Below are 22,309 nucleotides of genomic sequence, written 5' to 3'. Positions count from 1 at the left end.
CGAGGAATAGAGTGACCTCGTGACCCTCCGCCGACTGCTCCTCGTTGTGCTCGGTGGGATGCTCGGCACCGCTGCGCGTCTTGCGCTCGGGCTCATGATTCCGGATGCCGCTGGCCTGCCCCTCGCGACTCTCACGGCGAACGTGCTCGGTGCCTTGCTTATCGGGGTGCTCGCCACGCGCCTACCCCGATCGTCAGAGCTGCGGGTGTTCCTCGGCACTGGCATCCTCGGCGGGTTCACTACATACAGCGCCTTCGCGGTTGGCTCTATCGAACTGTGGACGGGCGCACCGCTGCTCGCAGTGCTGTATGCACTCCTCACGCTGGTCCTCGGCATTGCGGCGGCCGCGCTGGGGATGCGGCTGGGCAGGAGGCGCACGCAGTGACTCCGCTCCTCTTCGTGCTGGCATCCGTCGCGGGCGGCATCGGCGCGGGCATGCGCTATCTCGTAGACATCGCCGTGATGCGCCTCACCAAGGGGCGATTCCCGTGGGGGATCGTCATCGTGAACATCACCGGGTCGTTCGCGCTCGGAATGGTCACGGCGTCCATCCCTGACGCAGCCTTCGTTATCGGCGCAGGACTCCTCGGTGGTTACACCACCCTCAGTACGGCCATGCTCGACACTCTCGCGCTGTGGAAGGACGGCGAGCGGCCGGCATCCGTCCTTCACTTGGCAGGCACGTTTGCAGCATCCGTGCTCGCGGCGCTCGCAGGTCTCGCCCTTGGTGCGCTGATGTGACTGCGTGCGAGTGGTTGTCTCACAGGTAGCCTGGATATTGAAGATGTACATAAGTACATGTACTGATGTCCGCGTTCGGGGGAGAGTGATGACGGCGACGCTGCGCCGCAAGCGCGACCCCGAGGGCAGGCGCCTAGCGATTGTCGAGGCCGCAGCCGAACTCATCGTCGAAATCGGCGGTGAGGCCATCACACACCGTAAGGTGGCGGCAAGAGCTGGCGTGCCGCTCGGAGCCACGACGCAGTATTTCGACACTCTCGATGATCTGCGGGATGCAGCGGTGCGGCACCTGTCTGTCGAGGTAGATGCCCGCATTGAAATGATTCGGCGCACGGTGGAGCGCAATGGCGCTTCGGCGCGGGTCCTCGCTGAAATCCTGCACCGCGGACTCATCGATGCGCATACCGTGCGCCTCGATCGCGCGGTCGCGACCGCGGCCATCCACGATCCGCAGCTGCACGGGCTCGCCCGACACTGGTCCGCCCAGCTCGTCTCCTTCCTCGCCCCCGTCCATGGTGAGGAGCGGTCGACCGCCGTCGCCATCTTCGTCGACGGCATCATGTGGCACGCGCTGCAGAACGACGCCCCACTCCCACAGGAGCTCATCGAGTCGGCCCTCGCGGGTCTGCTCGGTGACACAGCCGACGCATCCGCCTCCTCCAAAGCATCCGTCTCGCACGACGCATCCGTCCGCACTGACCGAGAGAAACCCCGTGTATAAACTCGCCGTTCTCAGTCTGCGCAACCGCGCACTGATCGCCCTCATCACGATCGTCGCCGCCGTGTTCGGCGGACTCGCGCTGACGAACCTCAAGCAGGAGCTCATCCCCTCTCTTGAGCTGCCTGCGCTCATCGTCATGACGACCTACCCCGGCGCCTCGCCCGAGGTCGTCGAGAACGACGTCTCGACGCCGATCGAGACCGCAATTCAGGGGGTCCCCGGCCTCGAGAGCACCAGCGCGACGAGCACAACGAATGCCTCGATCATCCAGGCGACGTTCACCTACGGGGAGAACCTCGCGACCGCCGAGCAGAAGATGCAGCAGGCGATCAACCGCATCGCCTCGCAGTTGCCCGATGATGTCGAGCCGCAGGTGCTGTCGGTGTCGATCGATGACTTCCCGGTGATCCAGATCGCGGTGACGGGTTTCGATGATGCCGAGACGGCTCAATCAGACCTCGAGAACGTTGCGATTCCCGCGCTCGAAGACGTCAACGGCGTCAACGCCGCCCAGATCGTCGGAGGTATCGGGCAGCGGATCACCATCACACCCGACAACGCGAAACTTGCCGCAGCGGGTCTCAGCGCTCAGGCGATCAGCGATGCGCTGCAGCAGAACGGCACGCTGTTCCCCGGCGGCGACATCACCGAAGATGGTCAGACGCTGACCGTCCAGACCGGCGCGAAGATCACCTCGGTCGACGAGATCGCGGCACTCCCGCTCATCGGGGCGCAGGCCACGATCGCCGATGTCGCGACCGTTGAGCTGGCATCAGAGCCGACCTCGTCGATCTCTCGCGTGAACGGTGAGGATGCACTGTCGATCTCGATCACCAAGCTGCCCGCGGCGAACACCGTCGAGGTGTCAAACGGTGTAATCGCTGCGATCGATGATCTGAAGGAGGCATTCCCGGATGCCGAATTCACCGTCGTTTTCGATCAGGCACCGTTCATCGTGCAGTCCATCGAGACGCTGGCCACCGAAGGCCTGCTCGGGCTCATGTTTGCTGTGCTCGTCATCCTGGTGTTCCTGATGTCGGTGCGTTCGACGCTCGTCACCGCGATCTCGATCCCGACCAGCGTGCTCATCACCTTCGTTGGGCTGCAGGCGTTCGGCTACTCGCTGAACATCCTCACCCTCGGCGCCCTCACGATCGCGATCGGTCGTGTGGTCGATGACTCCATTGTCGTCATCGAGAACATCAAGCGACATTATGTCGGCGACGCGAACAAGGGTGATGCGATCCGGCTCGGCGTGCGCGAGGTCGCGGCGGCCATCACCGCATCCACGATCACGACGGTTGCGGTGTTCCTGCCCATCGTGTTCGTCGGCGACATGGTCGGTGAGCTGTTCCGGCCGTTCGCGATGACTGTGACGATTGCCATGGTCGCGTCCCTGTTGGTGTCGCTGACGATCGTGCCGGTACTGGCGTACTGGTTCCTCAGGCCCGGTAAGGAGCTGCTCGACGCTGACGGCAAGGTCATTGATCCGGAGCATCCGGATGCTCCGCCGACCAAGCTGCAGAAGGCATACCGGCCGATCCTGAGCTGGACTCTCAAGCACTCCGGCCTCACCGTGCTCATCGCCGTCGTTGTCTTGGGCGGCACCATCGCCGCGGCGCCGCTGATGAAGATCAACTTCCTCAGCGACACCGGTCAGAACACGATGACGGTCACGCAGGACCTTGGTCCGACTGCGAGCCTCGAGACGAAGGATGCCGCGGCGGCAGTCGTCGAAGACGCCTTGTCTGGTCTCGACGGGATCGAGAACGTGCAGGTGTCGATCGGCTCGAGCGGATCATCGCTCATGGATGCGTTCTCGGGCGGAGCGGGTGTGACCTACTCGATCATGACGTCAGCGGATGTCGATCAAGAACAGCTCAGGGCCGACGTGCTGGACGCTGTTGACGGACTCGAAGATGTCGGCGAAATCAGCGTCAACGCTGCCGCGGGCTTCGGTTCCAGCGACATCGCGGTGAACATCACGGCTCCGAGCAGTGATGCACTGGCCAAGGCCACCACGGCGGTGACCGCTGAGCTCGAAGGACGTGAGGGCATCGGTCAGGTGACCGACAACCTCGCCGCTTCGCTGCCATACATCGCCGTCGTCGTCGACCGTCAGGCTGCGGCAGACGTCGGACTGTCCGAGGTCGCCGTCGGGCAGATGGTGTCGAGCACCATGCGTCCGCAGCAGATCGGCTCTGTCGAGCTGAACGACACTGCACTGACGGTGTACCTCGCAGCGACCGAGCCGCCGACCACGGCCGAGGCCCTGCGCACGCTGACGATTCCGAGTGCGCTCGGCGTCGTCGAGCTGCAGGACATCGCCGTCGTGGAAGAGCGCGAGGGGCCGACCTCGATCACCACCGAGCAGGGGCGTCGCACGGCGACGGTGACGGTGCCCCCGGCATCCGACAATCTTGCGGTGGCGACCGCCTCGGTCACCGCGGCTCTTGAGGCTGTTGACCTGCCTGATGGCGCCAGCGCCGAGGTCGGCGGTGTCGCATCCCAGCAGGCCGACTCGTTCTCGCAGCTCGGACTCGCGATGCTCGCGGCGATCCTGATCGTTTATGTCGTGATGGTGGCGACATTCAAGTCGCTGCGCCAGCCGCTACTGCTGCTGATCTCGGTGCCGTTCGCGGCCACTGGTGCGATCCTGCTGCAGATCGTGACGGGCGTGCCGTTGGGCGTTGCATCCCTCATCGGTGTGCTGATGCTGATCGGCATCGTGGTGACGAACGCCATCGTGCTCGTCGACCTGGTGAACCAGTATCGGGAGAAGGGGCTGCCCGCGCATGACGCGGTCATGGCCGGTGGCGAGAAGCGTCTGCGCCCGATCCTGATGACGGCGCTCGCGACGATCTTCGCCCTCACTCCGATGGCGCTGGGGATCACCGGGCACGGTGGGTTCATCTCGCAGCCGCTGGCGATCGTCGTGATCGGCGGTTTGGTCTCGTCGACCGTGATGACGCTGATCGTGCTCCCGACGCTGTACAACCTCGTCGAGGGTGCGCGCGAGCGCCGCAGGGCGCGCAAGGCCGGGCCGGATGCTTCGGCTGCGGATCCTGGTTCCGACGAGCCGGACGACTCTGGGCCCGCGCTGACGCGTCGCGAGCTGCGCGGGCAGCACGGTGTTTCCGCGTAGAGACACCACGCCACGCGTAGGCGGACATCTTCGTCGTGAGACACCACGTAAGCGTTGGTGTCTCACGACGAAAATGTTGTCTGACCGCTACACGGCGTCGAGTTGGACGCCCCAGCTCAGCGTCCACGTCTCACCGGGGGCGAGGCGACGGATGCCTAGGCCGCTGTTGAATGCGTCGGCCGGTGCTGACATCGGTTCGATGGCGACGGCGAGAGCCTGACCCGGGTAGCTCGTCGTGGTGTACACCTGCACGAAGTCGAGGCCCTCGCCCTGCCACAGTGTCACGCGGCGCCCGTCCTGCGCGGTGAGCGAGTGGCGTACCTTGCCGTCTTCATCGCGGGCGAGGTCAGTGAACCCGGTGTCGAGAGTGATGTCACCGAGGCGAACGCCAGCGCGCAGCACCTCGGGTGCAGGCGAGGTTCCGGTCGGCAGCATTCGCTCGTCGGTGTCGAACTGCGTCTCGGCAGGAATCGTGAGCGTCAGATCATGAGCATCGACGTCGCCGATCGTGACGAACGGGTGCGTGCCGATGGCGACGGGGGCCGCAGCATCCGACCGGTTCGTCAGCGTGTGCGTGACCTGGATGCCGGCATCCGTCAACGCGTAAGTGACCGTCGTCGCGATCTCGTAGGGATACCCGGTCTGGGGGTGGATCGTCGCACGGAGGGTGGCGGTGGCGTCCGACTGCTCGATGTCGTAAGAGGTGAAACGCAGCAGTCCGTGACTTGCGTTGTTGAGCTTCGGCTCGGTGATCGCCAACTGGCGGGACGTGCCTTCGTCATCCCAGATACCATCACGCACGCGGTTTGGCCACGGCGCGAGCACGACGCCCGAGCAGGACGGGGTCGGAACGTTCTCGGGGTAGCGAGCGACGAGATCGACCCCGCCGACGGCGAGACCACGAAGCGATGCTCCGACCTGGGCGATCTGCGCCGTGACGCTGCCAAGCTGGAGATGGATCTGGATACCGGTGGGGGAGAGAGATGTCACCTCGCAATCGTACGGGGGTCTTTCTCAGGTGCGTTGACTAGACTCATGAAGTCGGCTTCGGACAGCCGCGCGTTGGCGCGAGCGTTTTTGTGGTCCAGGGGCCGATGGTGAGCGTCGATCGACGCACATTACCATCACATGAATGGCCCCCGGCCGACGGATGTCCGGGTTATCCCTGCGCGCGTACGTAGGTGCTGTTCTCGTGCAGAGAACCAGAAGGATTCACCTTGCCTAACAACAAGAAGCCCCAGGGCGGCCGAACCGGCCGCAACTTCGAGCCGCGCTACGGCGAGAAGAAGACCTCGTTCCACGACCGCCATGCCGGACGCCCCGAGGGCAGCCGAGGCGGACGATCGGATGCTGGTCCGCAGCGTTCTGCAGCAGGCCCCGACCGCAGCTTCGGCCGCAGCGCCGCCGGCAGCAAGAACTCGAGCCACCGCGGCTACCGCCCGGCCGAGGCTGAGTCTGGTGCGCCCAAGCGCCGCTGGACCGACCAGGAGCGTACCGGTCGCGATGACTCACGCGGCTTCTCCGGCCGTACCGATTCGGATCGCCGCGAGGCACCGCAGCGCCGCGACGAGCGTCCGCGCACCAACAGCGACCGTGGCGGCGACCGCCCTCGTTTCAACAGCGACCGTGGCGGCGAGCGTCCTCGTTTCAACAACGACCGTGGTGGCGAGCGTCCTCGCTACAACGATGACCGCCCGCGTCGTGACGCGTCGGCTGGCGCAGCGAGTGGTTCGCGCTACCAGGGTGATCGTCCCCGGTTCAATAACGACCGTGGCAATGATCGCCCTCGGTTCAACGACGACCGTGGCGGCGATCGTCCCCGCTACAACAACGATCGTGGTGGCGAGCGTCCGAGCTACAACAATGACCGTGGCGCTGAGCGTCCTCGGTACAACAACGATCGTGGTGCCGAGCGTCCTCGGTACAACAATGACCGTGGTGGCGAGCGTCCGAGCTACAACGCTGACCGTGGCGCTGAGCGTCCTCGGTACAACAATGACCGTGGCGCCGAGCGTCCGAGCTACAACGCTGACCGTGGCGCTGAGCGTCCTCGGTACAACAACGATCGCGGCAATGACCGTCCTCGTTTCAACAATGACCGTGGTGGCGAGCGTCCTCGTTACAACGACCGTGCGCCCGAGCGTCCGAGCTACAACGACCGCCCGCGCGGCAACAGCGATGACCGTCGCACCGAGCGCCCCCGTGTCAACGCGGAGCGCCCCAGCGACCGTCCACGCACCAACGATCGTGAGCGCCCGAGCGATCGCCCGCGCACCAATGACCGTGAGCGCCCGAGCGACCGTCCGCGCGCCAATGATCGTGAGCGGTCCAGCGACCGTCCGCGCACGAACGACCGTGAGCGCTCCAGCGACCGTCCGCGTAACAACGATCGTGACCGCCGCAGCGAGCAGCGCCCCGGCCGTGACAACTGGAACGCGTCGACAAGCTCCGGCTCCAACTCAGCGAAGTTCGCTCCGGGCGTCGACGTCGTGCACGAGCGCCTTGAGGCGAAGACCGTTGCCGCACCAGAGGTTGAAGGCGTCACGTTCGCTGACCTCGGCATCGGCTCGAACATCGTCGAGGTGCTGAAGGAGCTCGGTGCGTCTTCGCCGTTCGCCATCCAGGCGGCGACGATCCCGTCGATTCTCGAGGGTCGCGATGTGCTCGGCCGTGGCCGCACCGGATCCGGCAAGACCATCGCCTTCGGTGCACCGCTCGTCGAGCGAGTACTGAAGTCGCAGGCCGGCAAGCGTCGCGAGTTCGGCCGCAAGCCGCGCGCGATCATCCTGGCGCCGACGCGTGAGCTCGCGCTGCAGATCGACCGCACCATTCAGCCAATCGCCCGCAGTGTCGGTCTGTTCACCACACAGATCTACGGCGGTGTCCCGCAGGGCCGTCAGGTCGGCGCGCTGATGAAGGGTGTCGACATCGTGATCGGCACTCCAGGTCGCATCGAGGACCTGATCAAGCAGCGCAAGCTCGACCTGTCAGAGTGCATGATCGCTGTTCTCGACGAGGCAGATCACATGTGCGAGCTCGGCTTCGTCGAGCCGGTGCAGCGCATTCTTCGTCACACCGCAGAGGGCAGCCAGAAGTTGCTCTTCTCGGCGACGCTCGACCGTGAGGTCGCTGCGCTCGTTGACGAGTTCCTCGTGGATCCCGCCGTCTACGAGGTTTCTGGCGAAGACCAGGACTCCGGCACGATCGATCACCGCGTGCTCGTGATCGAGCACCGCGACAAGGCAGAGATCCTCACTTCGATGGTCGACCGTGCAGGCAAGACCCTGGTCTTCGCCCGCACCCGTGCATACGCGGAGACGCTGGCTGAGCAGTTCGACGACGCCGGTATCCCGGCGGCTGCGTTGCACGGTGACCTGAATCAGGCCAAGCGCACCCGCAACCTCGAGCGCATGACCTCGGGTCGCGTGCAGGTTCTCGTCGCCACCGACGTCGCCGCTCGCGGCATCCACGTCGATGACATCGACCTGGTGATCCAGGCAGATGCGCCGGACGAGTACAAGACCTACATGCACCGCTCGGGTCGCACCGGGCGTGCTGGTCGCTCGGGTCGGGTCGTCACACTCATCACGCGACAGCGTGAGCGTCGTATGACGGATCTGCTGGCTCGTGCCGAGATCGACGCGCCATTCGAGTCTGCTCGCATCGGTGACGATGTGATCGAGGAGATCACCGGGCGCATGCCCACCAACGCGGAGATCACCGCGTAACAGCGTTCATAACTCCTCAGATTCCTGAGGAACAGGGCCCCGGAAGTGACCTCCGGGGCCCTTTCGCGTCTGCTCTGAGGAGCTACGAACAGCGCGACGCCGAAGAACATGCCAGCACGGAAGAATCTTCCAAATCTGAATGGCTAGCGGAACGTTCGTTCCAATCTGTCGGAGCGACACTCCCCGGTAACCCGCGCTTCTTAACTTCGTAATCATGCGGAGCGCGATCGAGCAGGGCAGGATCTCCGGATTCGTCGACGGTGCTCACGGAGTGAGTGACGTGCTCGAGAGCCTGCGCGCGGCGCTGCCGTCGCTATCTCTGCGCAGCCACCACGTTGCGGGTTTTATCCTGGCGCACCCCGAACGCGTCGTTGAGATGTCTGCCTCGCGGTTGGCATCCGAAACCGAGACCTCAGTGGGCACCGTGGTGCGGCTCTGCCACCTGATCGGGCTCCCAGGGATCCACGCGCTCAAGCTGCGGCTCGCCGCGCAGCTCGGCGTCGGGCGACTCGCCTCTCCGCTGCCGATGGACACCGCTGGCGCAGCCACATTCGCCCGGATCGTCGATGATCTGCGCCGCACGGCCAGCGTGCTCGACCACGAAGCCATCGAACGGGTCACCGGCGCACTGCGCGACGCTCGCCGGGTGCTCATCATCGCCAGCGGCACGTCGCAGCCGCTGGCGATCGAGTTCGGGAACTGGTTGAGCTCCGCCGGCCGATCCGTCGCGTATCCGACCGACAACGGCACGCAGGAGGCGGTCGCCCAACAGCTGACCGACGGCGACGTCTGCTTCGCCATCAGCCACTCCGGCACCACCGCGGCGACAATCCACCCCGTGCGGATCGCCGCCGAGCACGGTGCCAAGACCGCAGCACTCACGAGCTACACGGGTGCCCCGCTCGCGCGTCTGGTCGACGCAGCCATCATCGCCGGAGCTGCCGGTGACGGCATCCGCAGCGAAGACATGGCCAGCCGCATGGTGCATCATGCCGCGCTGCAGGTGATCCGCTCCCTCCTCTCATCTTCCTCCGTCACTCACCTCGTTCCACTTTCCCCAAGGAGCAATTGATGTCCAAGCGAATTCTCACCACCGCTGCCACGAGCGTGCTGCTGCTCGCCACGATCGCTCTCACAGGTTGCGGTGCCAGCGCAGCCGGAGACGATACCGTGGGAGACGCCGCGGGGGCGATGCCCGACAAGATCGTCATCTCGTCGATCCCCAGCGAAGACCAGACCGCGCTCGACGTGGAGAGCTCGTTGACCTACACGGTGCTCGAGCGGGAGCTGGGCATTCCTGTCGAGTTCCATGCCGCGACCAGCTACGCCGCGACAATCGAGGCACAGCGTGCCGACAAGGTTCAGATCGCCGGCTACGGACCGTTCTCGTACGTCCTCGCTGCGGACAGCGGCGTTGAGGTCGAGCTCATCGGGGCTCCGACCGCCGACCCGGACGCTGAGTCGGGTTACCACTCGGTCGCCAGCGTCGTCGCAGGTTCCGACATCACGTCCCTGGAGGATGTTGCAGGAAAGCCGGTCTGCTTCGTGGATCCGGCATCCACCTCTGGCTACCTGTTTCCGTCGGCCGGACTGCTCGAAGTCGGCATCGACCCCGAGACCGACATCACCCCGATCTTCGCCGGCGGACATGACGCTTCGGTGCTCGCTCTTATCGACGGGCAGTGCGACATCGCCTTCAGCACAGAGGGGATGGCTACCGAGCAGCTGATCGAGTCGGGTCAGATTACCAAGGGCCAGATCACGCAGATCTGGGAGTCCGAGCTGATTACCCCGAGCCCGATCACCGTGAGCTCCAGCGTGCCCGCCGAGATGCGCGAGCAGATCAAGTCGATCTACCTGGAGCAGCTCAACGTCGACGCACTCAAGGCCAGCGGTGACTGCGATGAGACAGCAGAAGACGGCTTCTGCGGCCTCGGTACCTGGGGCTACCTCCCGATCGATGACGCCTCCTACGACGGTGTGCGCAAGGTCTGCGAGATCACCAAGTCCGACGCCTGCGAGATCACCAACCAGTAGTCAAACGGATTCCGAGCAGCACGAACTTAGCGGAGAGCAGACATGACGACGACGCACACGGGCCCAGCCATCCAGCTGAGCCAGGTCACCAAACGGTTCAACGAAACCGTCCTCGGACTCGACAACGTCTCATTCAGCATCCCGAGAGGCCAACGCGTGGTGCTGCTCGGAAAATCCGGGTCTGGCAAGTCCACGATGCTGCGGCATCTGAACCGCCTCCAGCAACCCACCTCGGGCACCATCGAGATCCACGGGCAGGACATCAACGCCGCGGGCAGGTTCGAGCTGCGCAGGATGCGTCGGGAGATCGGGTTCATCTTCCAGAACTTCCACCTCGTGGGCAGCATCTCCGCACTGGAGAATGTCTGCACTGGGTTCCTCGGCGGACTTGTCGGCCCGAGGTCTGGTCTGTGGATGTATCCGAAGTCCCGGCGACGAATCGCGCTGGAACTTCTGGACCGAGTCGGTCTCGCCGATCGTGCGTTCCAACGCACTGACACCCTCTCGGGCGGTCAGCAGCAGCGGGTCGCGATTGCCCGAGCACTGGCGCAGAGCCCCTCGATCCTCCTCGCGGATGAGCCCGTCGCATCGCTTGACCCTGACTCCAGCGCCGCCGTGCTCGACTTGCTCACTCGTATCAGCGAGGAAGACCATCTCACGGTGGTGTGCAGCCTGCACCAGGTCGAGTACGCGCTCGGTTTCGGCGAGCGCATCGTCGGGCTGAAGGAGGGCAAGGTCGTGCTCGACAAGACGACAGCCGGACTCAGTCGCGAAGAGGCCATGACGATCTACCGCGAGCCGATGAGCGCCGAAGGGTTGCCGACCACCGCCGAGATCACCCAGGCCACCCGCGCTCCCGCGACGTCCATCGCTCCGGCCTGATCATGAGCGTCATCCTCGAGCGCAGCTCCGCTGCTCACCGCGACCGACCGGTTCCGATGCCCGTCCAGCCCCGGATGTCCTGGAGCAGACGCGCTCTCATTGCGGTGCTGCTCGGCGTCCTCGCCCTGGCGATCTGGTCGACGATCGAACTGCGCATCAACATTGCGACTTTCGTTGATGGTTGGGGCAACGCCGTCGACTTCCTCAGCCGCACTGTGCCGTTGAAGTTCCCCGAACCGCTCGTCATCGTGACGATGATCGGACAGACTCTCGCTATCGTCGTCCTGGCCACCGTCGTCGGGTTCATCCTGAGTCTGCCGTTGGCACTGCTCGCGGCGAAGAACACCACGGTCAACCCCGCCGTGCGAGCGATTGTGCGCACCCTGATCGTGCTGAATCGCGCGATGCCCGACTTCATCATCGCGATCTTCTTCGTGCGCGTATTCGGGCTCGGTGCGCTCCCAGGCATCCTCGCCCTGGGTATCGGATCTGTCGGCTTCATGGCCAAGCTGTTCGCCGATGCCATCGAGGAGATTGATCCTGGACCGCGTGAAGCACTTCGCGCTGCGGGTGCCGGCACCTTCCAGCAGATCGTCGGCGGAGTGCTGCCGGGCCTGCGCCCCACGCTCGTCGCCACGACACTGCACGCGTTCGACATCAACCTGCGCTCGTCGGTGATCCTCGGGTTTGTCGGTGTCGCCGGCATCGGCATGTACATCTCCGCAGCCTTGGAGACGATGAACTACCGACTGGGACTCGGGTTGACGGTCATCCTGCTCATCCTCTGCCTTCTCGCCGAACTCGTCTCCGGCACCATTCGACGCACTCAGCTGGGCCACGAGTCCACCTCATCCGGAAACAAGTGGCTCGCGGTATTCCTCCCACACCTCCCAGGGAAGGGTTGGCTGCGCGGACGAACGGATGCTCGCGACTCGGCCAGCCCCGCAGCTGAAGCGCGCATCTCACCGCCGTGGAACGGCGAGCGGGTCCGCCGCACGCTCTGGACTGCGGTGGCTGTCGCCGCCGTGATCGCCTCTGCCGCGGCATCCGGAATCTCCCTGAGCCAGATCGCCGGAGGAATGACCAAGGCGGTCGAGACGCTCGCTCTGTATTTCCCGCCCAGCGACGGCGGCATTCCGCTCAAGCTGCTGGATGCCATGGTCGAGACGGTGCAGATGGGCCTGGCCGGCACTCTCGTCGGACTCATCATCGCCATCCCGTTCGGGCTCCTGTCCGCGCGCACGATCGCACCGAACCAGACGGTGTCAGCGGTGTTCCGTGCGCTTGTCGTCACGATCCGTGCTATCCCGGGAATCATCGTCGGCATCTTCTTCGTGGTGATCACGGGGCTGGGCCCGACCGCAGGCGCCCTCGCGCTGGCGGTGGGAGCGATCGGATTCTTCAGCAAGGTGATCGCCGACTCACTGGAGGAGGTCGACGTGCGAGTACAGCACGCCATCCGCTCCTCTGGTGCGGGTGGCACCCAGGTGTTCTTCGCGGCCACGCTCCGCCAGGTGGCCCCGGCACTGTCGGCGCACACCCTCCATCAACTCGACAGCAACCTGCGTGCCGCCACAGGGCTCGGTGTGATCGGTGCCGGCGGCATCGGCTTCTACATGATGAATGCCTCCCGGGTGCTCGAGTACGGAGTCGTCACCACCTGTCTCATCCTCGTCGTGATCACCGTGCTGCTCTCCGAGGCACTCGCGGTGTGGGCTCGACGCGAAGTCCAATGACCCCGTTCCGCCCCGTACGCAGAAGAACAATGCGCGCAGCAGTCCAGTACGCGCAGAAGAAAGGCCGACCATGACAGACACGCTCACGAGGGCGCAGATCACATCTGAGCTCAATATGGCGGATGCCGCCGAGGTGATCGCCCTCTCGCACGCCTGCCTCAAAGATGACGCGGAGGTCGTGGTCACTCGGCCACCGATCGTTGGCACCGTCGTCACTCAGGTGCGCGAGCCGGTTGCCGAGCAGCGCTTCATCCTCGGCGACGTGATGGTCACACAGGCCGAGGTGCGGCGTCGCGGCGTCGACGGCTGGACGATGCGGATGGGTTCTGATCGCCTCGCCGCGCTCGCCGCCGCCATCTGCGCGACCGAATACCACGCTGACGGCCCGCGCAGCGCAGAGGTCGTCGCGCTCTGCGAACGCACCAAGGCGCGCCGCGTGGCCGAGCGTGCCGCCGAATGGGAACGTCTGGCCCCGTCCATCGTCGAGTTCGAGGAGATTCCGTGACCATCATCGACACCCCCGCACCCTCCGCCTCCGCCATTAACATCGCCGAGGCGAACTGGCAGCTGCTGCGCGAACTCACCCCGACGACCTCGCAGCGGGTGTTCCGCGCGCTCATGGATGCCTTCGCGCGTCCAGGCACCGTCCACCATGTTCCCACCGATGAGTTGCCGGTCGGGCTGCCCGCCGCAGTTCTTCCGCTGCTCGCACTGGCCGACTTGATGACGCCGATGGGCGCACTGCGCTCCATCGAGGCGGGTTCGGGCGCCGCATCCGAGACAGATCTCGACGAGGCGGCGGATGCCGTGGCCGCGATCGCTCGAGTCGTCGGTGCCAGCGTGGTTCCGGCATCCGCCGCCCGCTACGCTCTCGCGCTTGCCGAGTCGGCGCAACTGCGCGAGCTGTCGTCTGGTACGCACTGGTCGCCGGAGACGGCGGCGACACTCGTGCAGCGAGTCGGCGCGATCCGCGCCGGCGTCACTTCCGGCTGGCGCCTCACCGGTCCAGGCATCCCGCCGTACGCCCCTGTCGTGATCGCGGTCGACGGGCTCAGTGCGCAGTTCGTCGCTGCCCGCGCGGAGCTGGTCTCCGACTATCCCTCCGGCATCGACAGCATCCTCATCTGCGATGACGGGACTCTCATCGCCCTGTCGCGCACGACTCGAATCGAGCTGATCTGATGTATGCAGGAACGAACAAGGGCGGCACCGAGGCGATCATCGCGGCCGAGCGCCTTGTGCTCGAACGCCGTGCGCAGCTCGACTCCGGGCTGACCGCAGAGTCCGTGATCGCGAGCTTTCCGATGGCGATCGACCGCATCATGGGTGAGGGTGGACTCTGGGACCCGCCCACAGCAGCCGCGGCCTTCCTGCAGGGCAGTGGCGACATCTCCGAGGCGGTGCACCTGATCCGCGCGCATCGCTCGACGCTGCCTCGGCTCGCACACAGCGACCCGCTGCAGCCGCGTGAGATGAAGCTCCTCCGCCGGGTGGTCTCTACGCAGCGTCAACCAGACGGGCCGATCCTGCTTGGTGAGACCGTCGACTACACCGCTCGTATCCTCCACGACGGTCATGATCTGCCGCTGCCGATCGTGGAGCCCCTCGACGACACCCCGCTGCAGCATCCCGCCGACGAACCGTTCCGGCGCTTCCGGGACTACCTCGCAGACAAGGGCGTCCTCGTGGATCGCACGTTCGAATCCGACGAGGAGCCGTTCGACATCCAGATGGTCGCAGCTCAACTCCCGGCGGAGCGTTCTGCCGTGCTGTCTGCTTCCGCGCAGGCCGATACCGGCGCACTGATCAACATCTGGTACCAGTCGGTGCTCGGACCAGACGACTACGCGGCCGAACAGGTCACGCTCGGCGAAGTGCGCCACGGTCGACTGCCGCTGCGGGTCGCCGATCCGCACACCGGCGAGCTCGTGCAGGTCGGTGAGCTGCGCGCTTCCGAATGCGAGGCGGTGTCGCACCTCGGCGGGATTCGCGGTGAGGATCCCACGACATACGACGTCGGCTACGCGATGGCCTTCGGGCACAACGAGCGCAAGGTGATCGCTGCCGCGAGCCTTGACGTCTCTATCGTCCGCTACGCCGGTCTCGAAGCGGGCCGCCGACTCGAGCAGGTGATGCTCTTCACCACCGATGGGCTCGCCGCGAGTGGGTTCCTTGAGCACCTGAAGCTGCCGCACTACGTCACCTTCCAGTCGGGTCTGGATGCCGCGTTGGCGGCACGCGCTGAGCAGGACGGTCAGCTCGATCGACTCCTCACCGAAGACAGCCGCAGCGCCCATGCATCCGATTGCGACTGCGAGCACCACCAGGAAGGACACAGCTGATGACGATGCTGATCGACACTCAGACAGAGCACGAACACGGTGAGGATGCATCCGCCGACCTACTGACGGCGATGCTCCCTGGGGATCCCCACGAGGGGCGACCCATCGTGATGGACGAGCAAGCCAAGCGGGAAGCCCGCCGAGCCGTCATCGCCGGCATCTGCGTGCCGGGATACATCGTGCCCTTCGGTTCGCGGGAGATGCCGGTCGCACGCGGCTGGGGCTCTGGCGGACTACAGGTCACACTCGCGATCGGCGGCAGTGACGACAACGTCAAGGTCATCGACCAGGGTGATGAAGAAGGCGTCAACGCCGTGAACCTGCGCCGGCTGATCGTCGGCACGCTCGGCAGCGCATCGACGGTCGACACCGACGAGTCGACCATCGTGCAGTCCCGGCACCGCGTGCCTGAGGAGCACATGGGCACCCATCAGACGCTCGTGCTGCAGGTGCCGCAATCAGAGCCTCTGCGCGCGGTGGAGAAGTCTGTCTTCGAGTGCAAACGACGTCATGCCGAAGCCGACTACGCCAAAATGTGGGTCGCGCTGTATGAACGTCTCGCGCTGACCGGCGTGATGGGTGCGGGGGCAGGTCACCCGGTGCTCGTGCATCACCGCCACCTGATGTCGCCAAGCCCGATCCCGCGCTGGGATGTGCCTCGACTGCACCAGAGCGAGCACCTGACGCTCCTCAGCCATGGCCGCGACAAGAAGATCTACGCGGTACCGCCATTCACCGATGTCGAACCATTGAGCTTCGATGACGTCCCCTTCGAGGTTGAGCACACCGAGGGTGTGCGCTGCGCGAAATGCGGAACCGAAGAGTCGTTCATGGTCGAGACGAAGACGAACGAGTTCATCTGCTCCGACGTACAGTTCTGCCTCAAGGTGCGCGCCGGGGTCGCCGACCTCGAAGCACATGAGCGGATCATCCCCCGTCGCTACTACCCGGACCCCGCGAAGCGCGTTCGGGCCAGAGCCGGAGTCGAAGTCAGCACTCCTATCGCACCCGCGAAGGGTGAGACGGCGCCGGGCAAGGACTGGTCGTTGAAGGTCGATGGCCTAGGGAAGGTCTTCTTCGGCAGTCGCGGCTCCAGCGAGGTCATCGCCGCCGAGGATGTCTCCTTCGACGTCGCGCCAGGTGAGGCGCTCGGCGTGATCGGGGAGTCGGGTTCGGGCAAGTCGACGGTGATGAAGTGCATCATCGGGGACGAGACGGATGCCACCGGTTCCGTGTACATCGGAGCGGTGGGGGATGGCACAGTCAACCTTCTCGGCCTCGACAGCTCTGCGCGGCGTCGCCTGCGCACGAACATCCTCGGCGTGGTGCATCAGGATCCGGCGATGGGCCTCGACCTGGGCATTTCTGCCGGCGGCAACATCGCCGACGCGCTGATTGCAGCGGGATGGCGTTCGTACCACGCGATCCGCAACAGGGCTGCTGAGCTGCTCACCCGCGTCGACGTTCCGCTCGAGCGCATGGATGACGTCGTCGGACAGTTCTCCGGCGGCATGCGCCAGCGCGTGCAGATCGCTAAGGCGCTTGCCACCGATCCGCAGGTGCTGCTGCTCGACGAGCCGACGACAGGCCTGGATGCCTCGGTGGCGGCCGGCGTCCTGGATCTGCTGCGGGAACTGCTCTCAGAGCGGGAGCTCGCGGTGGTGGTCGTCAGCCACGACTTCGCCGTGATCCGCGCGCTCACCGACCGCGCCGTGGTGATGCGTCAGGGCCGGGTGATCGAGCAGGGGCTCACCGATCAGCTCCTCGCCGACCCGCACCACCCCTACACCCAGCAGCTCGTCGCTGCCGCGCACAGCTGAGAGGAATCATGAACATGACAGCCCAGAAGCCGATACTCGCCGTGCGGGAGTTGAGCAAGTCGTTCACCCTGCACGCGATCGATCGCACCGTCGATTCGCTCCGCTCCGTCACCTTCGATCTGATGCCGGGGGAACACCTTGCCCTCGCCGGTGCCAGCGGTGCGGGAAAGTCCAGCCTGCTGCGGTGCATCTACCGCAACTACCTCCCCGATTCCGGCACGGTCGTGCTGCACGACGGTGAGCGCGATATCGAGCTCACCTCACTCGGAGATCGGGAGATGGCCCGGTTGCGCGGGCGGGACTTCGGCTATGTGTCGCAGTTCCTCAACGCTCCGCCGAGGCAGGGCCCCCTGCGACTGGTGTCCACTGCAGCGCGGCGACGGGGTCTTGATGCGTCAGAGGCCAGGGACGCCGCGGCCGATTCTCTGCGCAAGCTCGGCATCGAAGAACGCCTGTGGGATGTCGATTGCAGTGTGCTCTCCGGCGGTGAGCGTCAGCGCGTGAACCTCGCCGCGGGAACTGTGAGCCCGCCGCGGCTGCTGCTGCTCGATGAGCCGGTATCTGCGCTGGACCCGGCCAATCGCGTGCTGGCGCTCGAGGTGATCGAGGAACTCCGACACCGCGAAGTCAGTGTGCTGGCGGTCTATCACGATATGAACATCATCCGTCGGGTCGCGAACCGTGTGCTCTACATGGAGAACGGTGCGATCACGGCCGACGGTGGTGTCGACGAGGTTCTGAACGCCGGACATCGTGTACTGGAGGAGGTCTACGCATGAGTGGTGTCATCACAGAGGAGCTCGCCGATCGGACGGAGCACCGGCCGGCGACGCGGAGCACAGGATGGGTTCTCGGAGCGAATCCGGCGAGCTACGTGCTCGGCGACGTTCGAGTCGTGCTGCCGAACAGCGTCACCGCCACGGCGAGCGTGGTTGTCGAGGATGGCAGGATCGTCGAGGTCATCGAGGGGTCGGGTCTGCGTGCGGACGTCTCCGGTGCAGGGATGCTTCTGCTGCCCGGTCTGATCGATGTGCACAGCGACGCCCTCGAGAAGGAGCGTGTGCCGAGGCCGGCGGCTCCGTTGCCGTTGGATTTCGCGATGCGATCCTTCGACGCGAAGGTGGCGGCGGCGGGCATCACCACGATCTTTCACGGCGCGGGCTTTCACCGGAAAATCTCTGACGGGGTGAGTCGCGTTCCTTCAGCAGCGCTCGAGGTGTGTGAGGCGATCGATGCCTTTGTCAGCGACCGTGTCGATCACCGCGTTCTGCACCGCTTCGATGTGCGCGGTGAAGAAGGAGCAGCGCTCATCCGCGGGCGGATGGATGGCCTTCCCGCTGATTCCGAGCCGATCCTCCTGTCGCACGAGGATCACACGCCGGGGCAGGGTCAGTATGCGGATATCGAGCACTTCATCGACATGCTGGTCGCCGGCGGCGAGAACCGCGACGAAGTGGAACGCAACGTCACGGCGCGCATCGCGGAGGGTGAGCGCACCGCTCCGATCCGGGATCAGAACTTGGCGTGGGCAGGGGAGCAGGCAAGGCTCGGTGGGGTTCGGCTCATCGGACATGATCCTGACACCGCCGAGGCGATCGACGCACTCGTGGAGCGAGGCGGTGTCGTCGCGGAGTTCCCGACCACCATGGAGGCCGCGCGGCGGGCGCGAGAGCGGGGAATGGTGACGGTTGCCGGAGCTCCGAATGTGCTGCGGCGCGGCTCGCACTCGGGGAACATCGGCGCGGTCGAGCTCATCGCCGAAGGGCTGGTAGACGCGTTGGCATCGGACTATTTGCCCAGCAGCCTGCTCACCAGCGCGATTCTGCTGGCCAGAGACGGCGTGCTCGACCTGCCGGCGGCTGTCGCTCTGGTCAGTTCCGGCGCGGCAACGGCTGCCGGACTCACCGACCGTGGGGCCATCACGGCGGGTGCGCGGGCAGACTTCGTGCTCGTCGATGACCGTGGGCAGTGGCCGACCGTCGTGACGACTCTTACTGCCCCCAGAGGCATCCGGTGAGCGCGTGCTGCCGGACATCACTCTCCCAAATCGAAAGGCCCTCATGAAACGTCACCTTCTCCTCATCGGTCTCGACGGACTGCGCGTGGACCGCGCATTCGGAACGGGCCTTGCTCCCACTCTCGATGCGCTGGCGGCGCGCGGCATCATGCAACCGGCGACGGTTGAAGGGCCGACGATCTCGGGACCGAGCTGGGCCAGCATCCTCACGGCTGCGACGCATGAGGAGCACGGGGTGTTCGACAACTCCTTCACGGACAATCGCATGCGAGTGGACGGTGACATGCTCACACGTGCCTGGCGTGAGGACCCCGTAACGCGCACGATCGCCATCTCGAGCTGGCCGGGCATCGCCCACCCGAATGGTCCCGGCCCCATCATCGCGACCCGCACGGAGCAGATCGACGCGGGCCTTCACAAGAACATCGTGATCGATGGGGAAGATCACGACGACGACCCGGATGCTGAGGCCTGCCGTCAGGCGTTGATCGAGTTGGAAGATCGTACGCCCGATGTCGCATTCATCTACTTCGTGCTGCCCGACCACGTCGGACATGCCTCGGGTGGGCTCTCCGCTGAGTACGACGATGCTGTGCGCACGACTGATGCGCGCGTTGCCCAAATCCTTGACGCCGTGGAGCGTCGCGTCGCCGAACATGCAGAGGAGTGGCTGATCGCGGTCACCACCGACCACGGACACACCGATGCGGGCGGCCACGGCGGCGACTCGGAGCTCGAGCGCCGCACGTTCCTTCTCGGCGCGTCTTTCGGAACTGAGGAATTGAACGTGCCGGCGGGGATCCGCCCGGTGGAGTTCTCGACGTTCCTGTTGAACGCCCGCTGAGGCTCAGCCCTCCGCGGTCGCCCCGCGGACGTGGAGGGCTGAACTGAGGTTCGTCCCGTTCAGGTCGAGGTAAAGCTGTCGCTCGGTGACCGTGAGAGTCACGGTGTTGCGGCGCTCGATCACCCGGACGGCGTCGTCGATGAAGCCGGCATCGAAGCTGAACACCTCGATAGCGTCGACGTTGTGGATGCGCTTGCCCGCCCACGGAGCGATCACCTTCGCCGGGTCGCGGTGGGTGTAGACGACGGTGCGCTCGGCGAGCCGACTGCCGTAGTGCATCCGTTCGGCATCTGGTGCACCCACTTCGATCCATGCAGTGATCTTGCCGGTGAGGTCGCGGGCGAGCACAGCTGGCTCTTCGGTCGAGGAGAGGCCCTCGCTGAACGCGATCCCCTCGCCGTACTCGAGGCAGTATGCGAGCAGCCGGGTGACCATATAGGCATCCGTCTCGGATGGATGCCGTGCGACGCGGAGCGTGAAGTCGTCGTAGGCGCCCCGATCCATGTCTGCCAGCTGCACTGTGAACGTGTGGATCATCGCGCCGATTGCCATAACTGTTGAGCCTACGCGTCGCAGCTGCGGGGTTTGGCCGAGCTGTCAGAACAGCATCGATGCCGGGGGAGTCGCAACCGGTTCCGGCGCAGATACCGGCCGCGTGAGCCGTCGTGCCGGATAGGTGTCATCGGAGTGCCTCGCCTCGAGTCCGTGCATGCGGATAAGCGGCCGGGCGCGTTTTGCCAGCCATTGCCGGTACGGCTTGGGCGCTTCGGAAGCGGCGCCAGGATAGAGGCCGCGGTATGAAGACATGAGTTCCGGATGCTCGCGCTCCAGCCATTGCATGAACCAGGGCTTGACTCCTGCGCGAAGGTGCAGAGCGCCATAGATGACGTGGTCGGCTCCGGTGTCCTTGATGCGTCGCAGTGCATGATCGATGGCCTCAACCGAGTCAGTCAAGTGCGGCAGGATCGGCATGAGGAAGACGCCGACTCGGAGACCGGCATCCGTCAGCGCGCGCACCGTGTCGAGTCTGGCCTGCGTCGATGGGGTGCCAGGTTCGATCGAATGCTGCAGTTCATCGTCGTACATCGCGATCGACATCGAGATGTCGACGGGGACGGACTTCGCGGCATCCACCAGCAGGGGAATGTCGCGGCGAATCAGCGTCCCCTTGGTGAGGATCGACATCGGTGTGCCCGAGTCAGCGAGCGCGCGGATGATGTCGGGCATGAGCTTGTAACGCCCCTCGGCGCGCTGATAGGGGTCGGTGTTCGTGCCGAGCGCCACACTCTCGTGCTGCCAGCTGCCCCGTCGCAGCTCTTTCTGCAGCACTTCGGCCACATTCGTCTTCACGACGATCTGCGAATCGAAGTCGCCACCGCCGTCGAGGTCGAGATACTCATGCGTTCCGCGCGCGAAGCAGTTGTGACTGATCACGCCGTTCGCGATGAAGTCGCCGGTTCCCGTCGTGATGTCGACAAGATCTCGCGCTTCGCCAAGTGGCTCGACTGCGACGACTCGAAGGTCGGAGACTGTCTTGACCGCGCTTCCTTCGATGCCGAGTTTCCTCGTAATGACTGGTTGTGTGAGGTCGAAGACACCGTGGAAGATCATTCCATCGCCGCGGATCATTCCAGCAAGATAACCATGCCGGTAGGAGGCGTTGGTCAGATCGACGGGGATCTCGTTTACAGCACCGATCCCGAACCCCATGAGCCGGTTACTCGTCGTCAGGTGCGGCCGCTGGCCTTGCTCAGCGTCAGAAACGTGCTTCCATCCGCGATCGGTGAGGAACCGGTGATCGCCGCTCGCGACGAGTTCCGTCCCGTCTGCGAGTGTCACTCGATAGGCAGCCTTTTGCGTGCCCCATTTTGCAAGGATCGTGGTGCGCACGTATCGGCGGTAATCGCCTCGACGTTCTGTGCCGATGATCTCGTCACCGATCTGGAGATCATCGATCGGTCGCTGCCGTCCGTCGGCGCACAGCACCAGCGTGTCAGGGGAGACGCAATATACGCACGCATGACTGCATCCACGGTAGGGGTTGATCGTCCAGCTGAACGGCATCCGTGAACCTGCCGGAACCTTGTTCAGGGCGGAGCGCGCCAGCACCTCGTGGAAAGTCATGCCGGCGAACTCCGGCGTGGTCACCGATCGCACGATGCCGGTGCGATTCTCCATGCCGGGCAATGCCGCGGCATCCTCATCGTCGATCGTTTGTCCCTGCCATCGCATAGTCTCATTCGAACAAATACTCGATGTTAAGTCAAGGAGGGATGCGAGTTATGTTCGATCAGCG

Annotated in this window: 19 protein-coding genes; 16 read left to right on the top strand and 3 right to left on the bottom strand. The window is 65.1% G+C overall.

What is annotated here, in order from left to right; genetic code table 11:
- Window positions 1-19 precede the first annotated feature (19 nt).
- The 4 genes from AC1C2Q_RS07040 to AC1C2Q_RS07025 all read left to right on the top strand — a co-directional run bounded on the left by AC1C2Q_RS07040 (window position 20) and on the right by AC1C2Q_RS07025 (window position 4,607).
- Window positions 20-385 carry a fluoride efflux transporter FluC gene (locus AC1C2Q_RS07040; protein ID WP_495449524.1) on the top strand — a complete coding sequence of 122 codons (366 nt, stop codon included), beginning with the start codon at window positions 20-22 and terminating at the stop codon, window positions 383-385.
- A complete protein-coding gene (locus AC1C2Q_RS07035; RefSeq protein ID WP_495449523.1) occupies window positions 382-741 on the top strand; it encodes a fluoride efflux transporter FluC in 360 nt (119 codons plus the stop codon). The genes AC1C2Q_RS07040 and AC1C2Q_RS07035 overlap by 4 nt, the downstream gene beginning before the upstream one ends.
- Before the next feature lie 88 nt (window positions 742-829).
- Window positions 830-1,462, top strand: a complete 633-nt coding sequence (locus AC1C2Q_RS07030; protein WP_495449522.1) for a TetR/AcrR family transcriptional regulator — start codon at window positions 830-832, stop codon at window positions 1,460-1,462.
- Window positions 1,455-4,607 carry an efflux RND transporter permease subunit gene (locus AC1C2Q_RS07025; RefSeq protein ID WP_495449521.1) on the top strand — a complete coding sequence of 1,051 codons (3,153 nt, stop codon included), beginning with the start codon at window positions 1,455-1,457 and terminating at the stop codon, window positions 4,605-4,607. The genes AC1C2Q_RS07030 and AC1C2Q_RS07025 overlap by 8 nt, the downstream gene beginning before the upstream one ends.
- A gap of 87 nt (window positions 4,608-4,694) precedes the next feature.
- On the opposite strand, the gene AC1C2Q_RS07020 is transcribed toward AC1C2Q_RS07025, so the two are convergent.
- The gene (locus tag AC1C2Q_RS07020; protein WP_495449520.1) at window positions 4,695-5,597 is read right to left on the bottom strand and encodes an aldose 1-epimerase family protein; all 903 of its coding nucleotides are present in this window, start codon (window positions 5,595-5,597) and stop codon (window positions 4,695-4,697) included.
- A gap of 227 nt (window positions 5,598-5,824) precedes the next feature.
- On the opposite strand from AC1C2Q_RS07020, the gene AC1C2Q_RS07015 reads away from it, so the two are divergent.
- The 12 genes from AC1C2Q_RS07015 (at window position 5,825) to AC1C2Q_RS06960 (ending at window position 20,013) form a co-directional block, all read left to right on the top strand.
- The gene (locus AC1C2Q_RS07015; RefSeq protein WP_495449519.1) at window positions 5,825-8,335 is read left to right on the top strand and encodes a DEAD/DEAH box helicase; all 2,511 of its coding nucleotides are present in this window, start codon (window positions 5,825-5,827) and stop codon (window positions 8,333-8,335) included.
- A gap of 214 nt (window positions 8,336-8,549) precedes the next feature.
- On the top strand, window positions 8,550-9,407 hold the full coding sequence (locus tag AC1C2Q_RS07010; RefSeq protein ID WP_495449518.1) for a MurR/RpiR family transcriptional regulator: 858 nt from the start codon (window positions 8,550-8,552) through the stop codon (window positions 9,405-9,407).
- Window positions 9,407-10,372 (top strand): phosphate/phosphite/phosphonate ABC transporter substrate-binding protein, encoded by a 966-nt coding sequence (locus AC1C2Q_RS07005; RefSeq protein WP_495449517.1) that lies wholly within the window; start codon window positions 9,407-9,409, stop codon window positions 10,370-10,372. The genes AC1C2Q_RS07010 and AC1C2Q_RS07005 overlap by 1 nt, the downstream gene beginning before the upstream one ends.
- 42 nt (window positions 10,373-10,414) lie before the next feature.
- Complete coding sequence (phnC, locus tag AC1C2Q_RS07000) at window positions 10,415-11,254, top strand: phosphonate ABC transporter ATP-binding protein (protein ID WP_495430355.1); 840 nt, start codon at window positions 10,415-10,417, stop codon at window positions 11,252-11,254.
- Between the two features lie 2 nt (window positions 11,255-11,256).
- Entirely contained in the window at window positions 11,257-12,990 is a 1,734-nt protein-coding gene (gene phnE / locus AC1C2Q_RS06995) for a phosphonate ABC transporter, permease protein PhnE (protein ID WP_495449516.1), read from the top strand.
- A gap of 70 nt (window positions 12,991-13,060) precedes the next feature.
- Complete coding sequence (locus AC1C2Q_RS06990; RefSeq protein ID WP_495449515.1) at window positions 13,061-13,495, top strand: phosphonate C-P lyase system protein PhnG; 435 nt, start codon at window positions 13,061-13,063, stop codon at window positions 13,493-13,495.
- Complete coding sequence (phnH, locus tag AC1C2Q_RS06985) at window positions 13,492-14,172, top strand: phosphonate C-P lyase system protein PhnH (RefSeq protein ID WP_495449514.1); 681 nt, start codon at window positions 13,492-13,494, stop codon at window positions 14,170-14,172. The genes AC1C2Q_RS06990 and phnH overlap by 4 nt, the downstream gene beginning before the upstream one ends.
- Window positions 14,172-15,332, top strand: coding sequence for a carbon-phosphorus lyase complex subunit PhnI (locus AC1C2Q_RS06980; RefSeq protein WP_495449513.1), 1,161 nt, complete (start codon window positions 14,172-14,174; stop codon window positions 15,330-15,332). Before phnH ends, AC1C2Q_RS06980 begins: the two co-directional genes overlap by 1 nt.
- Window positions 15,332-17,152 carry an alpha-D-ribose 1-methylphosphonate 5-phosphate C-P-lyase PhnJ gene (locus tag AC1C2Q_RS06975; protein ID WP_495449512.1) on the top strand — a complete coding sequence of 607 codons (1,821 nt, stop codon included), beginning with the start codon at window positions 15,332-15,334 and terminating at the stop codon, window positions 17,150-17,152. The genes AC1C2Q_RS06980 and AC1C2Q_RS06975 overlap by 1 nt, the downstream gene beginning before the upstream one ends.
- A gap of 8 nt (window positions 17,153-17,160) precedes the next feature.
- On the top strand, window positions 17,161-17,931 hold the full coding sequence (locus AC1C2Q_RS06970; RefSeq protein WP_495430349.1) for an ATP-binding cassette domain-containing protein: 771 nt from the start codon (window positions 17,161-17,163) through the stop codon (window positions 17,929-17,931).
- Window positions 17,928-19,169, top strand: coding sequence for an alpha-D-ribose 1-methylphosphonate 5-triphosphate diphosphatase (locus AC1C2Q_RS06965; RefSeq protein ID WP_495430348.1), 1,242 nt, complete (start codon window positions 17,928-17,930; stop codon window positions 19,167-19,169). Before AC1C2Q_RS06970 ends, AC1C2Q_RS06965 begins: the two co-directional genes overlap by 4 nt.
- A 43-nt stretch (window positions 19,170-19,212) precedes the next feature.
- Entirely contained in the window at window positions 19,213-20,013 is an 801-nt protein-coding gene (locus AC1C2Q_RS06960) for an alkaline phosphatase family protein (protein ID WP_495449511.1), read from the top strand.
- Window positions 20,014-20,016: 3 nt separating this feature from the next.
- Here the strand turns inward: AC1C2Q_RS06960 and AC1C2Q_RS06955 are convergent, their stop codons facing one another.
- The gene (locus AC1C2Q_RS06955; RefSeq protein WP_495449510.1) at window positions 20,017-20,565 is read right to left on the bottom strand and encodes a YaeQ family protein; all 549 of its coding nucleotides are present in this window, start codon (window positions 20,563-20,565) and stop codon (window positions 20,017-20,019) included.
- Between the two features lie 45 nt (window positions 20,566-20,610).
- Window positions 20,611-22,245, bottom strand: coding sequence for an Rv2578c family radical SAM protein (locus tag AC1C2Q_RS06950; RefSeq protein ID WP_495430345.1), 1,635 nt, complete (start codon window positions 22,243-22,245; stop codon window positions 20,611-20,613).
- Window positions 22,246-22,309 lie beyond the last annotated feature (64 nt).

This window comes from Microbacterium sp. Y356, from assembly GCF_059445355.1.
The sequence above is the reverse complement of the archived record's forward strand: the minus strand, read 5'-3'. Positions and strand labels throughout refer to the sequence as shown.

What these genes read in the sequence shown, in the direction of transcription:
- AC1C2Q_RS07030 (WP_495449522.1), top strand. Translation starts at nt 830, where the DNA reads ATGACGGCGACGCTGCGCCGCAAGCGCGACCCCGAGGGCAGGCGCCTA.
- AC1C2Q_RS07010 (WP_495449518.1), top strand. Translation starts at nt 8,550, where the DNA reads ATGCGGAGCGCGATCGAGCAGGGCAGGATCTCCGGATTCGTCGACGGT.
- AC1C2Q_RS07005 (WP_495449517.1), top strand. Translation starts at nt 9,407, where the DNA reads ATGTCCAAGCGAATTCTCACCACCGCTGCCACGAGCGTGCTGCTGCTC.
- phnC (WP_495430355.1), top strand. Translation starts at nt 10,415, where the DNA reads ATGACGACGACGCACACGGGCCCAGCCATCCAGCTGAGCCAGGTCACC.
- phnE (WP_495449516.1), top strand. Translation starts at nt 11,257, where the DNA reads ATGAGCGTCATCCTCGAGCGCAGCTCCGCTGCTCACCGCGACCGACCG.
- AC1C2Q_RS06990 (WP_495449515.1), top strand. Translation starts at nt 13,061, where the DNA reads ATGACAGACACGCTCACGAGGGCGCAGATCACATCTGAGCTCAATATG.
- AC1C2Q_RS06980 (WP_495449513.1), top strand. Translation starts at nt 14,172, where the DNA reads ATGTATGCAGGAACGAACAAGGGCGGCACCGAGGCGATCATCGCGGCC.
- AC1C2Q_RS06975 (WP_495449512.1), top strand. Translation starts at nt 15,332, where the DNA reads ATGACGATGCTGATCGACACTCAGACAGAGCACGAACACGGTGAGGAT.
- AC1C2Q_RS06970 (WP_495430349.1), top strand. Translation starts at nt 17,161, where the DNA reads ATGAACATGACAGCCCAGAAGCCGATACTCGCCGTGCGGGAGTTGAGC.
- AC1C2Q_RS06965 (WP_495430348.1), top strand. Translation starts at nt 17,928, where the DNA reads ATGAGTGGTGTCATCACAGAGGAGCTCGCCGATCGGACGGAGCACCGG.
- AC1C2Q_RS06960 (WP_495449511.1), top strand. Translation starts at nt 19,213, where the DNA reads ATGAAACGTCACCTTCTCCTCATCGGTCTCGACGGACTGCGCGTGGAC.
- AC1C2Q_RS06955 (WP_495449510.1), bottom strand. Translation starts at nt 20,565, where the DNA reads ATGGCAATCGGCGCGATGATCCACACGTTCACAGTGCAGCTGGCAGAC.
- AC1C2Q_RS06950 (WP_495430345.1), bottom strand. Translation starts at nt 22,245, where the DNA reads ATGCGATGGCAGGGACAAACGATCGACGATGAGGATGCCGCGGCATTG.